This window comes from Paracoccus aeridis, assembly GCF_004923205.2.
In the GTDB taxonomy this organism is placed as follows: domain Bacteria; phylum Pseudomonadota; class Alphaproteobacteria; order Rhodobacterales; family Rhodobacteraceae; genus Paracoccus; species Paracoccus aeridis.
Map to the genome: position 1 here is coordinate 64,617 of NZ_SELD02000005.1, position 16,003 is coordinate 80,619.

At 69.0% G+C, this 16,003-nt stretch carries 13 protein-coding genes and 1 tRNA gene; 10 read left to right on the forward strand and 4 right to left on the reverse strand.

Going from position 1 to position 16,003, the window contains the following annotated elements; genetic code table 11:
• Positions 1-40 precede the first annotated feature (40 nt).
• The 4 genes from ELI80_RS02290 (at position 41) to ELI80_RS02305 (ending at position 4,211) form a co-directional block, all read left to right on the forward strand.
• The gene (locus ELI80_RS02290; RefSeq protein WP_136649375.1) at positions 41-994 is read left to right on the forward strand and encodes a tripartite tricarboxylate transporter substrate binding protein; all 954 of its coding nucleotides are present in this window, start codon (positions 41-43) and stop codon (positions 992-994) included.
• Complete coding sequence (locus ELI80_RS02295; RefSeq protein ID WP_136649376.1) at positions 994-1,452, forward strand: tripartite tricarboxylate transporter TctB family protein; 459 nt, start codon at positions 994-996, stop codon at positions 1,450-1,452. The genes ELI80_RS02290 and ELI80_RS02295 overlap by 1 nt, the downstream gene beginning before the upstream one ends.
• A 31-nt stretch (positions 1,453-1,483) precedes the next feature.
• Positions 1,484-2,992: a tripartite tricarboxylate transporter permease gene (locus tag ELI80_RS02300; RefSeq protein WP_136649377.1), complete on the forward strand. Its 1,509-nt coding sequence runs from the start codon at positions 1,484-1,486 to the stop codon at positions 2,990-2,992.
• Positions 2,993-3,077: 85 nt separating this feature from the next.
• Positions 3,078-4,211, forward strand: coding sequence for an MBL fold metallo-hydrolase (locus tag ELI80_RS02305; RefSeq protein WP_136649378.1), 1,134 nt, complete (start codon positions 3,078-3,080; stop codon positions 4,209-4,211).
• A gap of 277 nt (positions 4,212-4,488) precedes the next feature.
• Here the strand turns inward: ELI80_RS02305 and ELI80_RS02310 are convergent.
• Positions 4,489-4,578: transfer RNA gene (locus ELI80_RS02310), tRNA-Ser, on the reverse strand.
• 132 nt (positions 4,579-4,710) lie between these two features.
• On the opposite strand from ELI80_RS02310, the gene ELI80_RS02315 reads away from it, so the two are divergent.
• The 5 genes from ELI80_RS02315 to ELI80_RS02335 all read left to right on the forward strand — a co-directional run bounded on the left by ELI80_RS02315 (position 4,711) and on the right by ELI80_RS02335 (position 10,880).
• Positions 4,711-5,568, forward strand: a complete 858-nt coding sequence (locus ELI80_RS02315; RefSeq protein ID WP_136649379.1) for a hypothetical protein — start codon at positions 4,711-4,713, stop codon at positions 5,566-5,568.
• Between the two features lie 3 nt (positions 5,569-5,571).
• Positions 5,572-6,681 (forward strand): NUDIX domain-containing protein, encoded by a 1,110-nt coding sequence (locus ELI80_RS02320; RefSeq protein ID WP_136649380.1) that lies wholly within the window; start codon positions 5,572-5,574, stop codon positions 6,679-6,681.
• Positions 6,682-6,774: 93 nt separating this feature from the next.
• The gene (locus ELI80_RS02325) at positions 6,775-7,806 is read left to right on the forward strand and encodes a cysteine synthase A (protein WP_136649381.1); all 1,032 of its coding nucleotides are present in this window, start codon (positions 6,775-6,777) and stop codon (positions 7,804-7,806) included.
• Between the two features lie 5 nt (positions 7,807-7,811).
• Positions 7,812-10,421: a DUF3772 domain-containing protein gene (locus ELI80_RS02330; protein WP_136649382.1), complete on the forward strand. Its 2,610-nt coding sequence runs from the start codon at positions 7,812-7,814 to the stop codon at positions 10,419-10,421.
• A 240-nt stretch (positions 10,422-10,661) separates the two neighbouring features.
• Positions 10,662-10,880, forward strand: a complete 219-nt coding sequence (locus ELI80_RS02335) for a hypothetical protein (RefSeq protein WP_136649383.1) — start codon at positions 10,662-10,664, stop codon at positions 10,878-10,880.
• 78 nt (positions 10,881-10,958) lie between these two features.
• Here the strand turns inward: ELI80_RS02335 and gyrA are convergent, their stop codons facing one another.
• The 3 genes from gyrA to ELI80_RS02350 all read right to left on the reverse strand — a co-directional run bounded on the left by gyrA (position 10,959) and on the right by ELI80_RS02350 (position 14,982).
• A complete protein-coding gene (gyrA, locus tag ELI80_RS02340; RefSeq protein WP_136649413.1) occupies positions 10,959-13,682 on the reverse strand; it encodes a DNA gyrase subunit A in 2,724 nt (907 codons plus the stop codon).
• Positions 13,683-13,880: 198 nt separating this feature from the next.
• Entirely contained in the window at positions 13,881-14,381 is a 501-nt protein-coding gene (locus ELI80_RS02345) for a disulfide bond formation protein B (protein ID WP_136649384.1), read from the reverse strand.
• 4 nt (positions 14,382-14,385) lie between these two features.
• Positions 14,386-14,982 (reverse strand): DedA family protein, encoded by a 597-nt coding sequence (locus ELI80_RS02350; RefSeq protein WP_136649385.1) that lies wholly within the window; start codon positions 14,980-14,982, stop codon positions 14,386-14,388.
• Positions 14,983-15,141: 159 nt separating this feature from the next.
• Between ELI80_RS02350 and ypfJ the strand changes: the two genes are divergently transcribed.
• Entirely contained in the window at positions 15,142-15,987 is an 846-nt protein-coding gene (gene ypfJ / locus ELI80_RS02355) for a KPN_02809 family neutral zinc metallopeptidase (protein ID WP_136649386.1), read from the forward strand.
• The last annotated feature ends 16 nt before the right edge of the window (positions 15,988-16,003 follow it).

Below are 16,003 nucleotides of genomic sequence, written 5' to 3' on the forward strand. Positions count from 1 at the left end.
GAGGCGTCCGGCACCGCCGGCGCGAATGGGAGGAAGACACATGACTGCACTGAAATCCGTGGCGCTGGCGTCGGCCATGCTGTCGGTGGCGGGCGCTGCATGGGCCGACTGGCCCACCGACCGCCCGATCGAGATGATCGTGGCCTTTGCCCCCGGAGGTGGCACCGACATCATGCTGCGTACGCTCGCGCCCTTCGTCGAGGCCGAGCTGGGCACCCAGATCCCGGTGATGAACCGCCCCGGCGCATCGGGCGAGATCGCCTACACCGCGCTGTCGCAGGCGAAACCCGACGGCTACACCATCTCGTCGCTGAACACGCCCGGCTTCCTGACCATGCAGGTGGACCGCAACCTGCGCTTCGACCCCGCGGCGATCTGCCCGCTGGCGCGCATCGTCGAGGACCCGGGCACCTTCATCGTGCAGGCCGGGTCGGACTACCAGACCCTCGCCGATCTGGTGGCCTATGCCAAGGAGCATCCGGGCGCGGTCTCGGTCGGCACCACCGGCCTCGGCACCGACGAACATCTCGCGATGCTGCAACTGGAACAGGCCGCGGGCATCGACCTGACCGCCGTCCCCTTCGCAGGCGCCAACGAGGCCAGGACCGCGTTGCTGGGCGGCCATGTCAATGTCATCGGCATCAACGTCGGTGAATACACGACCAGCGACCAGAACGCGGTCCGGGCGCTGGCGCAGTTCGCCGAGCAGCGTTCCACCCTGGCCCCCGACCTGCCGACCGCCAGGGAGCAGGGCTTCGACGTGCTGATGTCGTCCGAACGGGGCCTGGCCGCACGCTGCGATGTGCCCGAGGCCGACCGCGCCCGTCTGGCGCAGGCGATCGAGACCGCGCTCGCGAACCCCGAGTTCCAGGAAAAGGCCAAGCAGCAGCAACTGCCGCTGTCCTATCTGTCGGGCGCCGACTGGACCGCGCAGATGCCCGCACGGCTCGACCGCTTCCGCGAGATCCTTGCCATGGTCAAGGAGGGCCAGTGATGGCCGCCCCCGGCACGCAAAGGGGCGACCGCCCCGACCTGCTGACCGCCGGGCTGTTCATCGGGATTGGGATGCTGGGGCTGGTCATGTCCCGGCATCTCGACTTCGGCTCGCTGGCGCGGATGGGTCCGGGCTTCATGCCGCGCATCGTCTGCCTGCTGCTGGTTGCGGTCGGCCTGATCGTGGGCATTCCCGCGCTGCGCCGCCCGGCCCATGCCATCGAGGCCGTGCGGGCGCGTCCGCTGGTCGTGATCACCGTGGCCATCGTCGGCTTCGCCTTTGCCGTGACGCATTTCGGCTTTGTCGCGGCCTCACTGTGGCTGGTCATCACCGGCTCGCTGGCGGACCCCGGCGGGCGCTGGCGCACGGTGCTGCTGCTGGCCGCGGGGCTGACCGCCTTTGGCGCGCTGGTCTTCGTCAAGACCCTGGGCGTGCAGGTGCCACTCTGGCCGCTCTGAGCCGCCGCAACATCACCTTGGGAGGGGTGTGATGGAGTTTCTGGATCTTCTGATGCTGGGCTTCGGCGAGGCGATGACGCCCGCCAACCTCGGCTTCTGCCTGATCGGCGCGCTTCTGGGCACGCTCATCGGCGTGCTGCCCGGCATCGGCCCGACAGCGACCATCGCGGTGCTGCTGCCGATCACCTTCTTCCTGCCGCCCCTGGCCGGCATCATCATGCTGGCCGGGATCTATTACGGCGCGCAATACGGAGGCTCGACCACAGCCGTCCTGGTCAACCTGCCGGGCGAGGCGTCGTCGGTCGTGACCGCGCTGGACGGCTACCAGATGGCGCGCCAGGGCCGGGCGGGCGCGGCGCTGGCCGTGGCCGCCCTGGGGTCGTTCTTCGCCGGCACGGTCGCGACCTTCGCCATCGCGCTGGCCGGACCCACGCTGTCGGGCTTTGCCCTGTCATTCGGCCCGGCGGAATACGTGTCGCTGATGCTGTTCGGGCTGCTCGCCGCCACGATCCTGGCCAGCGGCCCGGTGCTGAAGGCGATCGGCATGATCCTGATCGGCCTGCTGCTGGGCATGGTCGGGACCGACGCCGAAACCGGCGCGGAACGCCTGACCTTCGGCGCGCTCGAACTGTTCGACGGCATCGACTTCATCGTCATCGCCATCGGCGTCTTCGGCTTCGCCGAGATCATCACCAACCTGGAACGGTCGGGGTCCGAAGGCGTCAGCGTCGCGCCGCTGACCCGGCTGTGGCCGACGCGCGAGGATTTCCGCGCCTCGTGGCGCGCAGTCCTGCGTGGGACCGGTATCGGAACCTTCCTGGGTCTGCTGCCGGGAGGCGGCGCGACCCTGGCGTCCTTCAGCGCCTATTCGCTGGAAAAGAAGGTCTCGCGCCACCCGCAGAAGTTCGGCACGGGCGTCGTCGAGGGCGTGGCCGCGCCCGAGGCCGCCAACAACGCCGCCGCGCAATCCTCGTTCATCCCGCTGCTGACCCTCGGGATTCCGTCCAACAACATGATGGCGATGATGCTGTCGGCCTTCATGATCCACGGGATCACGCCCGGCCCCTCGGTCCTGACCAACCAGCCCGAGATCTTCTGGGGCCTGGTCGCCAGCATGTGGATCGGCAACCTGCTGCTTGTCATCATCAACCTGCCGCTGATCGGGCTGTGGGTGCGACTGCTCACGGTGCCTTACCGGCTGCTCTACCCGGCGATCCTGCTGTTCTGCTGCATCGGCGTCTACAGCATGAACAACCGCATCTTCGACGTGGTGCTCGCCGCCGGCTTCGGTCTGCTGGGCTATGTCTTCCGCAAGGCCAATTGCGAACCGGGACCGCTGCTGCTGGGCTTCGTCCTCGGCCCGCTGCTGGAGGCGAACCTGCGCCGCGCCATGCTGATCACCCAGGGCGACCCGTCGATCTTCGTCGAGCGCCCGATCAGCCTGACGATGCTGGTGGCCACCGTGATCCTGCTGGCGCTGATGATCATGCCCAGCTTCCGCAAGACGCGGGGAGAGGCGTTCCAGGAAGAAGAGGCGTAGAGCGGGGCGAAAAGCCCCCTTTCCGACGTGACGATCAGCCGCCGAAAAACAGCGTAGATCCGCGACCCTCGGTACAGGAGGAAACATGCAGAAACTCGGTGAACTCCTCATATCCGTCGCCGTGGCGGGGCTGGCCTCGCAGTGGGTAATCGATGGCGCGGCCTCGGCGCAGGATTTCCCGCCGTATCCCGAGCAAAAGCCCCTGGCGGCTGAACGACAGGGCGCCATCGCCAAGGGACGTGAAGACCCGCCGAACGGCGGCCGTCCCGAAATCAACAGCGCCGACGAAATGCGCGCCGCCAGCGGCTATAGCGCGCCCGGAGCCGTCCGCTATGCGACACTGGCGGCCGCGGCGGCGGACGGAAAATGGGGCGTGACGACCTATTATCGCTGCAAGAACACCCCGGGCGGCACGGCGATCAACGCACCATATCCCGCGCCACTGGAGGTCTTTGACGGCGTCTATTCTATCGGAGATCACGCCAACAACATCTGGGCGATCAAGACCAGCGAGGGCATCATCCTGCTGGATGCGCTCGGCAGCCGCGAGAACGCCGAGGCATTCATCGTCGGGAACATGATGCGGCTCGGGCTCGACCCCAAGGACATCAAGATCATCATCGTTTCCCATAACCACGATGATCATACCGGGGGGGTGGAGTATCTGAAGGATCTCACCGGGGCGCGTCTTGGCATGACAAAGATCGACTGGGATGCCGCAACTGCTGAAGGCGCGATGCCCGCGAAGGCGGATGGTGACTTCTACATCGTCGACGGCCAGAAAATCACGCTGGGGGATCGCACCCTTACCGCCGTGTTCACCCCGGGTCATACGCCTGGGACGATCTCGCTGCTATTCCCGGTGACATGGAAGGGGCAGGACCACATTGCGACCTATGCAGGCGGTCAGGGCTCTCCCAACGAACTGGCCGAACTAGTGCAATTCCGCACATCCTTGGACCATCTTGCGGTGTTTAACGACCTGATGCAGTCCGACGTTGTCCTGTCCAATCATACAGTCGGCGACGATGGCCTGACCAAGGTGGCAGCGATGACTGCCGACCCCTCCGTAAACCCGTATATCGTCGGACGCGAAGCAGTCATCGGATATCACGAGATGTGGCGCGCCTGTCTGAGTGCGGACATCGAGCAAATGATTCACGACGGTGCCACGGGCGATCCCACGGCACTCGCCGCACGTGAAGGAGAACCGCATTAAACGCTGCTGGCGTGAGCCCCTGCGTGTTTTTCAGGCGCCAAAGCCGCCACGGCCGTGGCCGCGATCGGCGGTCCCTCTCGGGCGAAAACTGTGCCGTTTTCCTTGTACACCGATCCGCCAAGAGAAAAGCCCGCAGAAGTGCCGCTTCCAAACGGAACAACCGAGGACGTCAGGAGCGGTTCATTTCGATGAAAGAGCAGGTGTGAGCTGATCACCTTGCTGCACGAGCAGCCGCACCGACTCAGTGCTCTCGAGTTTTCCGAATGTTTATAGAAAATGGCGGAGAGGGTGGGATTCGAACCCACGGAACCCGTGAAGGCTCAACGGTTTTCGAGACCGCCCCGTTCGACCACTCCGGCACCTCTCCGCGCTTTGGTGTGGTGCGGCGGGTTTAGAGAGGCGTAGGGTGATGCGCAAGGGGTGTTGCGCAGGGTTTCGCACGAAATCGGACCGGAGGGGCGCGGGTATGGCAAGGGGGCGATCATGGCGGCGGGCTGCGGTGGCGGGTCTGCTGGCGCTGGCGCTGGCGGTGGGCTGGTCGGCGATCGGGCCGGCCGCGCAGGCGCAGGTGCAGCCTCAGGTCGCCCAGGGCGAGGGTTCCCTCGGCGCGCGCCTTCGCCCGCTGCTGCGCCTTGACGAGCTCGATGCGATCATCGTGATGGAAATGGCGGCAACGGCGCGTGCGGATGCCGGACCCGGGCAGCGGCAGTTCCTCAGCGCGTGGGAACGCGCCTCGGCGGAGGTCCTGTCCGCGGACCGCATCGGCAGGCTCGTCTCGGTCGCTCTCGACCGGCGGCTGGAAAAGGTCGATCCGGCCGAGGTCTGGTCGGCCATCGCCTTTGCGGCGTCACCCTTCGGACAGCGGGTGACGGAGCTGCAGTTGTCCGCGCGACGGATGATGACGGATCCGGTCGCGGCCGATGCGGCCGGCGCGGCCTTCGACATCGCGGCGGCACGGAGCGACCCCCGGGCCGACCGCATCCGGCGGCTGGTCGCGGCGGACGGCCTGGCCGAGGCGTCTGTCGCCTACGCGATGACCAACACCCTCGCCTTTCTGGCCGGCATGGACCGGGGCGTTCCCGGCAGCGTCGGCACCGAGGACGAGCGCATCGCCCATGTCTGGGCGCAAGAGGCCGAGCAGCGCGCGATGCAGGCGGGCTGGGCCGAGACCATGCTGTTCCTGGCCCTCGCGCCCCTTTCCGACAGCGAGATCGAGGCGCTGGCCCGCCACGTCGCCTCGCCTGCGTCGCGGCGGTGGGACGGGATGATCGAGGCGTCCTATGGTGATGCGATGGCCTTGATCATGAACGAGATGGGCGCGAGTGTCGCGCGGATCCTTGGCGAGACACGGCTGTAAATCATGGAAGACATCGTTCTGGTCGGGCCGCTGGCCCATCCTGCGCTGCGCACGGCGCTGGGGATCGCGGGCGGGCAGGACCTGACCCTGACCGGGCGGCTGGTCGGTGGACGCTGGGCCGGGATCCGCGCGGGCGGCTGGCCGCGCGTTGTGGACGGGGAAGAGCCGCTTGCCGCCGTGCGGGTGCGGGCGACGGCAAAGCTTGAGCGCTACGCGGCGGTGATGGGGCTGGCGCCGGTCGACGTGCCGGGCCTTTACCTGCCGGGCGTGCAGGTGCTTGGCGCCGCGACCGGAGATGCAAACGGCGAGGAAGACGGCCACGAAAAGGACGGCCACGAAAACGACGGTGCCTGGCAGGCTGATCTGGCCGCGGCCATCGCCGGCCACATCGCGACCCAGCCCGAGGGGCGGTCCCCAGACCGGATCGCCGCGCGGTTGCCGATGATCGCCGGCTGGTGCGCGTCGCGGCTGCGGGGCAGGGACAGGCCGCGCCGGCGGGACGGGCTGGACTATCGCAGCCTCGCCGTGACCGAACCCTACGCCGCCTGGTTCGCGATGGAGGAGCACGATTTCCAGCCCCGCCTGCACGCGGGCGGCTGGGCCGACCCCGTGCATCGCGGCGTGTTCGTGTCGGGCGACGCGGCGGTGGTGCTGCCGTGGGATCCCGTGCGCGACCGGGTGATGGTGGTGGAACAGTTCCGCGCCGGTCCCGCCGCGCGGCTCGACCCCGACCCGTTCGTGCTGGAACCCATCGCCGGGCGCATCGACGCGGGCGAGGGACCCGAGGAGACGATGCTGCGCGAGGCGGTCGAGGAGGCGGGCGTCACCATCCGCGAGCTGATCCCCGCGCCGCACCACTACCCCACGCCCGGCATCGCCGCCGAATACATCTATGCCTACGTGGGCATCGCCGACCTGCCCGACGGCTGCGCCGGGATCGGCGGGCTGCCGGAAGAGGGCGAGGACATCCGCGGCATCCTGATGACGCGGTCGGAACTCACCCAAGCCGCGCTGACGGGGCGGATCGTGAACGGGCCGCTCCTGATCCTCGCGCTGTGGCTGGACCGCGAGGCAGGGGCGCTGCGCGCCCGTCATCCGGCGGCGGCGGGCTGACCGGCGGCCCGCATCCGATTTCCCGCCCCCGGTTGTGGCTGCCCCCTTCGGGTTGCTAAACCTCTGCCGAACATGACCGCGAAAGGGCCGACCATGCGTATCTGCTCCGATCTTGCTGCCGCCGTCGGCCACACGCCGCTGATCCGCCTGCGCCGCGCGTCCGAGCTGACGGGCTGCGAGATCCTGGGCAAGGCCGAGTTCATGAACCCGGGCCAGTCGGTCAAGGACCGCGCCGCGCTGTACATCATCCGCGACGCGGTGGCGCGGGGCGACCTGAAGCCCGGCGGCGTGATCGTCGAGGGCACGGCGGGCAACACCGGGATCGGGCTGGCGCTGGTCGGGAACTCCATGGGGTTCCGGTCGGTGATCGTGATCCCGGAAACGCAGAGCCAGGAAAAGAAGGACATGCTGCGCCTTGCCGGGGCGGAGCTCGTCCAGGTCGCGGCCGCGCCCTACAAGAACCCCAACAACTACGTCCGCTATTCCGGCCGGCTGGCCGAGAAGCTGGCGGCGACCGAGGCGGGCGGGGCGATCTGGGCCAACCAGTTCGACAACACCGCCAACCGGCAGGCCCATCTGGAAGGCACCGCGATCGAGATCTGGGAACAGACCGGCGGCAACCTCGACGGGTTCATCTGCTCGGTCGGTTCGGGCGGCACGCTTGCGGGCTGCGCGATGGCGCTGCAGCCGCGCGGGGTCAAGGTGGGGCTGGCGGACCCGGACGGATCGGCGCTGCACAGCTTCTATACCGACGGCGAGCTCGCCTCGTCGGGCAACTCGATCACCGAGGGGATCGGGCAGGGGCGGATCACCGCGAACCTCGAAGGGATCACCCCCGATTTCAGCTGCCGCATTCCCGATGACGAGGCGCTGCCGGTCCTATACGACCTGCTGGAACACGAAGGGCTGTGCCTTGGCGGCTCGTCGGGCGTGAACGTGGCGGGCGCGATCCGGCTGGCCCGGCACATGGGACCGGGGCACACCATCGTCACCGTCCTTTGCGACTACGGCACGCGCTACCAGACGAAGCTCTGGAACCCCGAGTTCCTGCGCGAGCGGGGACTGCCCGTGCCGCGCTGGCTGGATGGAGGTCGGGCCGAGCTTCCGGACGTGACCGAGGGTTGAAGCGCATGACCCTGAAAGCTTCGCGGGCCGCGATTGCCGCGGCCCTCACCCTCGTGTTCGTGCAGATCGCCTGCATGGTCGTCGCGCCGGCGGCGTTTGCTCCGGTGGGGGCGGCCCGGGCGCAGGATGCGGCGGCCGCCCCGGCCGCGCCCGACTACACGACCTGGGACCGCCAGGCGAGGCAGATCGAGGATCTGGTCGAAGCGGGCACGCCGAACAGCCAGCAGCTGCAGGCCTTGCGCCAGCAGGTGGTCGAATGGCGCGAGCGGTTCCTTGCCGCGCAGAACGTCAACGCGCCGCGCATCGGCACCGTCCGCGAACAGATCGCCGCGCTGGGGCCCGTTCCGGCCGAAGGGGAAAGCGAGGCGCCGGACGTGGCCGCCCGCCGGGCCGAGCTGAACGCGAGCCTGTCCGAGCTCCAGGCGCCCGGCCTTCAGGCAGTCGAGGCGGCAAGCCGCGCGACCGGGATCATCCAGTCGATCGACGCGCTGGAGCGCGAGCGTCAGACCTCGGAACTGATGCAGCTGTCCCCGTCGCCGCTGCTGCCGTCCAGCTGGGCCACGGCCGCGCGCGACACGGTCACGCTGGCGCAGGGCCTGGGCGACGAGATGTCGGACCGGCTGGATGCCGCGTCCAGGGGCGACTGGCGCGCCCGCGCCCCCGCGGTGCTGGGCTACGTCGTGGCGGCGCTGCTTCTTCTGATCTACGGCTGGCGCTGGATCGCGCAGCTTCCCTCGCGGCTGTCGGCGCGGTCGAGCGACTATTCCCGGGACGCGATCGTGTTCCTCGCCTCGCTGGGCCAGATCGTGCTGCCGACGCTGGGCGTGTGGCTCGCGGTCCGTGCGGCCGACCTGACCGGGCTGTTTGGGGAATGGGGCCGGCCGATCCTGATTGCGCTGCCGGTCGCGGCCTTCGCCTTCTTCGCCGGGCGATGGCTGTCGGACCGGTTCTTCCCCGCGCAGGGGCTGGCGCCGGTCAAGATGCCGGACGAGGCGCGCTGCCGCGCCAAGCTAAACGCCGACCTGCTGGTCGCCGTCGTGGCGCTGCACGTCGTCGTCTCGCGCGCGCTGGTTCCGGTGGGGCCTTCGACCTCGATGGATGCGGCGACGACCGTGCCGATGAACTTCGCGCCCGCGACCTCGGGCGTGTGGCACACGCCGCTGGTGGCGCTGGCGGCGCTGCTGCTGTTCCGGCTGGGATCGACGCTGCGCCGGGCCGTGAAATACGACGGCAGCGAGCAGCCGAGCTATCAGGTCCGCATCGTTGCGCTGGCCGGCGCGGTGGTCCGCCCGGTGGCGGTGATCGTCGTGCTGCTGGCGCTCGTCGGCTACAACAGCATGGCCAACGGCATCCTGTGGCCGTTGATCGACAGCCTCGCGCTTCTCGGGCTGCTGATGCTGCTGCAGGAATTCATCATCGACGTGTATGCGCTGCTGGCGCGCGACCAGGGCAAGGGACGTCAGGCGCTGGCGCCGGTCCTGATCGGGTTCGCGTTGGTCATCGCCGCGATCCCGGTCTTCGCCCTGATCTGGGGCGCGCGAGTGTCGGACCTGCTGGAGGGGTGGACCCGGCTGCGGCAGGGCGTGTCCCTGGGCGGGATCAGGCTGTCGCCGGGCGGGATCGTCATGTTCCTGGTGGTGTTCGCGATCGGCTACGCCCTCACGCGGTTCATCCAGGGCGCGTTCCGGACCTCGATCCTGCCGCGCACCAAGATCGACGCGGGCGGGCAGAACGCCATCGTGTCGGGCCTGGGCTATGTCGGGATCATGCTGGCGTCGGTGCTGGCGATCACGGCGGCGGGCATCGACCTGTCCAGCCTTGCCATCGTGGCGGGCGCGCTGTCGGTCGGCATCGGCTTCGGCATGCAGAACATCGTGTCGAACTTCGTGAGCGGCATCATCCTGCTGATCGAGCGGCCGATCGCGCTTGGCGACTGGATCCGCGTCGGCACCGCCGAGGGCTATGTCCGCCGCATCTCGGTCCGCTCGACCCAGATCCAGACCTTCGACCGGACCAACATCATCGTCCCGAACTCGGACCTCATCTCGCAGCCGGTGACGAACTGGACGCGCGGCAGCCTGCAGGGACGTGTGATCGTGCCGGTGACGGTCGCCTATGGCAGCGACACGCGCAAGGTGACGCAGATCCTGACCGAGATCGCCGAGGACCAGCCCATCGTCCTGATCAACCCGGCGCCCTCGGTGCTGTTCACGGGCTTCGGGGCGGACGGGCTGAACTTCGAGATACGCGCCATCATCTCGGACGTGAACCAGGGGATGGGCGTCCAGACCGAGATTCGCCACCAGATCATCGACCGCTTCGAACGCGAGGAGATCGTGATCCCCTACACCCACCGCGACGTCACCATCCGCAACGTCGAGGATCTGACGAAGCTCGCCGATCCGCTGGCGTCGTCGTCGCGCGGAGTGCCGAAGGTCCCCGCGCCGGCGGAAGCGGCGCCGAGGGCGACGGCCCCGCGTTCGGTGGGGAAGGGCGAGGAACCCGACGCGCTCGATCCGCGGATCGCGGGGGCCTCGTCGAGCGGCCTCGAGGACGCGCCCGGAGACGGGGACGGCGATGCGGATGGGGACGGCGGCGGGGACGGCAGGGGCTGAGGTCCGGGACGGATAGATGGAACGGGCAGGGGGCGCGGCGCTCACGCGAGCATTGGCAGCGCGCACCTTCGAGGCGGCGACGGGGGTGACGCCTTGCTCGCATGAACCCGTCCATCCTGCCTGACACAAGGGCGGCGGGATACTGACGGATCGCAGCTGTCGGGCGGGATCCACCGCCTACGTCTTCGGCCACGGCGCACGGGCGGCCGGCGCATTGCCCGTTCGGGCGGTGACGGGCAGATGCGGGTGGTGGTCAGGGGCGCACCGCCGCTCGAAGCGACCGGGGCCACGGCCAACAGCATCGCAATGGGCCGCTGCTCGTCACCGACTTCACGCCTGAACGGCCGGCCCGCCACGCGCATGGCGCATCTGAACGATACCCTCGACGCGCGCGTGTGGCCGCTGGCGAGGCGGGCGCTTCAGGGCGCGGTTGAACTGACGCAGAGCTTGCCCGGCTGACCCGATCAAACGCAGGACGCCGGGCGCGTGATGCGGCCCGGCGTCGGTTGCTTCACCTTGTCGGCGCGAGACGGTGCCTCACTCCTCAGCGGGCGGGTCGCCTTCCGGGGGCGAGGTCTGGTCCTCCACCAGCACGCCGTTCTCGGCGGCGCCTTCGGCGACCCGCGCAACCGAGACGACGACCTCGTCCTTGCCGGTGTTGAACACCCGGACCCCGCCCGCCGTGCGCGAGCGGAAGCTGATCCCGTCCACCGGCACCCGGATCGACTGCCCGGTAGAGGTGGCGAGCATGATCTGGTCGTCCAGCGTCACGGCGAAGGACGCGACCAGCTGCCCGCCGCGCATGCCGCGATCCATCGCCATCACGCCCAAGCCCCCGCGCCCGCGCACCGGATAGTCGTGGGCCGAGGACAGCTTGCCTGCGCCGCGTTCGGTCACGGTCAGGATGAGGTCCTCGTGCGCGCTCATCTCGGCATAGCGTTCCTGCGTCAGCGTGGCCTCGGCGACGTCCTCGTCCTCGTCCGGCTCGGCGCCGTCGTCCAGCGCGCCTTCCACGGCGCGCCGCATCTTGATGTAGGCAGCGCGCTCGCCCGGTGACGCCTCGAAATGGCGGATGATCGACATGCTGACGACACGGTCCCCCTTGGCCAGCCGGATGCCGCGCACGCCGGTCGAATCGCGGCCCTTGAAGATGCGGACATGCGTGGTCGGGAAGCGGATCGCCCGGCCCATCGCCGTGACAAGCATGACGTCGTCATCCTCGTCCGCGATCCGCGCATCGACCAGGCTCACGTCGTCGGGCAGCTTCATGGCGATCTTGCCGTTCGACTTCACGTTGGTGAAATCCGACAGCGCGTTGCGCCGCACGTCCCCGTCCGAGGTCGCGAACACGATCTGCAGGCCGTCCCATTCGTCCTCGGGCGCGTCGACCGGCATCAGCGCGGCGATCGAGGTGCCGCCGTCGATCGGCAGGATGTTGACCAGCGCCTTGCCCTTGGCCGTGCGCCCGCCGAGGGGCAGCCGCCAGGTCTTGAGGCGGTAGACCATGCCGTCGGTGGTGAAGAACAGCAGTTCGGTGTGGGTGTTGGCGACGAAAAGCGTCGTCACCACGTCGTCGTCCTTGGTCGCCATCGACGACAGGCCCTTGCCGCCGCGGCGCTGGCTGCGGAACTCGGCCAGCGGCGTGCGCTTGATGTAGCCGCCCGAGGTGATGGTGACGACCATGTCCTCGCGCTCGATCAGGTCCTCGTCGTCCATGTCGCCGGACCACTCGGAAATCTCGGTCCGGCGCGGGACGGCGAAGAGCTGTTTCACCTCGCGCAGCTCGTCCGAGATGATGCCCATGATCCGCTCGCGCGAGGCGAGGATCGCGAGGTAGTCGCGAATCGCGTCGGCGAGCGCACGCAGCTCGTCGGTGACTTCCTGCACGCCGAGCGCGGTCAGGCGCTGCAGCCGCAGTTCCAGGATCGCGCGGGCCTGCGCCTCGGACAGGTTGTAGGTGCCGTCCTCGTTCACCGGGTGCTGCGGATCGTCGATCAGCTTGAGGTATTCCAGGATCTGCGCGGCGGGCCAGCGCCGTGCCATCAGCCGCTCGCGCGCGTCGGCAGGGTCGGCCGAGGCGCGGATCGTCGCCACGACCTCGTCCACGTTGGTGACCGCCACGGCAAGACCGCATAGGATGTGGCTGCGCTCGCGCGCGCGGCGCAGCTCGAACGCGGTGCGGCGGGCCACCACCTCCTCGCGGAAGGTGATGAAGTTCGTCAGGAAGCCGCGCAGGGTCAGCTGTTCGGGGCGGCCGCCGTTCAGCGCCAGCATGTTGGCGCCGAAGCTCGTCTGCATCGGCGTGAAGCGGTAGAGCTGGTTCAGCACGACGTCGGGGGTCGCATCCCGTCGCAGTTCGATCACCAGCCGCACGCCGTGCCGGTTGGATTCGTCCTGGACGTGGCTGATCCCCTCGATCTTCTTTTCCTTGGCCAGCTCCGCGATCCGCTCGACCAAGGTCGCCTTGTTGACCTGATAGGGCACGTCGTCCAGCACGATGGCCTGCCGGTTGCCGCGGATATCCTCGATGCGGGTGCGGGCGCGCACGATGATCGACCCGCGCCCTTCCAGATAAGCCTTGCGCGCGCCCGAGCGGCCGAGGATGATGCCGCCGGTCGGGAAGTCGGGGCCGGGGATGATCTCGAGCAGGCGCTCGGTCGACAGGTCCGGGTCGGCGATCAGTTCCAGCGTGGCGTCGATCACCTCGCCCAGGTTGTGGGGCGGGATGTTCGTGGCCATGCCGACGGCGATGCCGCCCGCGCCGTTGACGAGCATGTTCGGGAACCGCGCGGGCAGGACGGACGGTTCGCGATCCTTGCCGTCGTAGTTGTCCTGGAACTCGACCGTTTCCTTGTCGATGTCGGCCAGCATCCAGTTCGCAGCCTTGGCCATCCGCGCCTCGGTGTAGCGCATCGCCGCGGGCGGGTCGCCGTCCATGGACCCGAAGTTGCCCTGACCGTCCAGGAGCGGCAGCGACATCGAGAAGTCCTGCGCCATCCGCACCAGCGCGTCGTAGATCGAGGCGTCGCCGTGCGGGTGGTACTTGCCCATCACGTCGCCCACCGGGCGGGCAGACTTGCGGTAGGGCTTGTCGAAGGTGTTCCCGGTCTCGTTCATCGCGAACAGGATGCGGCGGTGAACCGGCTTCAGCCCGTCGCGCAGGTCCGGGATCGCGCGGCTGACGATCACCGACATGGCGTAGTCGAGATACGCCGTCTTCATCTCGGCCGCGATGTCGATCACCGGCCCGTCATGGGGCATCACGCCGCGGGTCGCGGGCTCGCCCGAACCGGCCGCGATGGGGCTGCCGGGGGTGTCGTCTTCGGGCAGGTCGTCAGGGGTGTCGGTGGGATCGGCCAAGGGGCTGCGCCTCTATATCTTGTTGGCGTATGATCTAACACCCACCGAACGTGGTTTCAACCGGAACGGCCTTTGTGGGCGGCGTACCGCCCAGCAAAATCAGCGGATTGGGCGGGCGCGCGGGGCCTCGAACGACATCGCCCAGACGGCGGCGAGCGCGGCCGAGGCGAGCGCGTTCCAGCCCGCCATCGACAGGCCCAGGAACACGAACGCGGGCTGGTCGCAGCGGACGACCGGGGCGGCGTTGAGGCGCGCCATCAGCTCGGCCGTGGTCAGCTGCGCAAGATCGCCCACCCCGCCCGAGCAGGCGGTCGGCCCCGCCCACCACTGCCATTCGACGCCCACGTGGTAGACCGCGAAAACCGTGCCCGTCAGCGCGGCCAGAAGCCCCAGCGCGGCAAGCGCCCGGCTCCACCCCGCCACGAGGATCAGGACACCGATCAGCGCCGCCGCCAGGTGGGGCCAGCGCTGCAGGATGCACAGCTCGCACGGGGCATAGCCCGCCGCCTGGAACGCCAGCGCCGCCGCCAGCAGCAGCGCCGATCCCAGCCCCGCCGACGCGGCGATCCCGCGCGGAGTCATTCCGGCCGGTGCGATCATGATCCTATTCCGCCTTCCACGTCACAACGCGGTAGATGTAGTACGCGACGATCGCGACCACCACGAAGGTCGAGATCGGGTCGATCACATCCGCGACACGCGTGTACTGGCTTTCCAGCACGAGCCCGGCCGCCGCGAGGAGCAGCGTCCACAGAAGGCTGCCGGCCGCGGTGAAGGCCAGGAACCGGCCCGACGGCATCCGCACGATCCCGGCCGGGACCGAGATCAGCGTCCGCACCGCCGGCACCATGCGCCCGAAGAACACGGCAAGACCGCCCTGCCGCGCGAACCAGCCCTGTGCCTTGTCGATGTCGCCGGGCGACACGGTCATCCAGCGCCCGTGCCGGGCCGCCCATCGCTTCAGCCGTTCGGACCCGACCGAGCGGCCCAGCCAGAACCAGAAGCTCGTGCCCAGGACCGACCCCAGCGTGCCCGCCAGCACCGTCGGGATGAAGGACAGCGCCCCGGTGCCGCACAGGTATCCGGCCAGCGGCATGATGACCTCGGACGGGATCGGCGGAAAGATGTTTTCCAGCAGCATGAGCGCGAAGATGCCGGGATAACCCCAACCCTCGATGACCGACAGCACCCAGTCGAACATGCGACCCCCTTTTCGGCGTTGTGTGGCGGAGGTCCTGACCCCGGCGCCCTTGGATCGACCGCCTTGCGGGGCGCGTCAACCCCACGTAACGCTAGCGGCGACAGAGGTTTAGCCGGGACCCGCCGTCAGGGTCGCCGGGCGCATCGAAGGAACGGCAGCATGGAATGGCGCGGGCGACGCGGGAGCAGCAACATCGAGGACCGGCGCGGCATGGGCGTCGGCGGGGCAGGGGGCCTGGGCGTGGTCGGCACGCTCGTGGTGCTGGCGGTCGGCTATTTCTTCGGCGTCGACATCTCGCCCATCGTCCAGCAGACCCAGACCATGGCGCCGGGCGAGGAGCGGGAGCTGACGCAGGCCGAACAGGAGGTCGGGCAGTTCGTGTCCGTCGTGCTCGCCGACACCGAGGAGGTGTGGGCCCAGGTGCTTCCGGCACAGGCGAACGTCGAGTACCGGCTGCCGACGCTCGTCCTGTTCTCGGGCGCGGTCCAGTCCGCCTGCGGCAGCGCGTCCGCGGCGATGGGTCCGTTCTACTGCCCCGGCGACGAACGGCTGTATCTCGACACGACCTTCTTCGACGTGATGGGCCAGCAGATGGGCGCGGGCGGCGATTTCGCCGCGGCCTACGTCATCGCGCACGAGGTCGGGCACCACGTCCAGAACCAGCTGGGCATCCTGCCCAGGGTTAACCAGCTGCGCGCACGCGTGCGCGGGGCCGATGCGAACCGCCTGTCGGTGATGACGGAACTGCAGGCCGACTGCTTCGCCGGGATCTGGGCGCGCCATGCCAGCGACCGCTTCGGCACGATCGAGCCCGGGGACATCGACGAGGCGGTGAACGCCGCCCGCGCCGTCGGGGACGACATGCTGCAGCGAAGCGCCGGCCGCACCCCCATGCCCGACAGCTTCACCCACGGCTCGGCGGCCGAACGCAGCGAGTGGCTGCGCCGCGGGATGGACAGCGGCGAGCTGGTCCACTGCGACACCTTCGCCGGGACGGGCCTGTAACACGCGCCGGACAGCC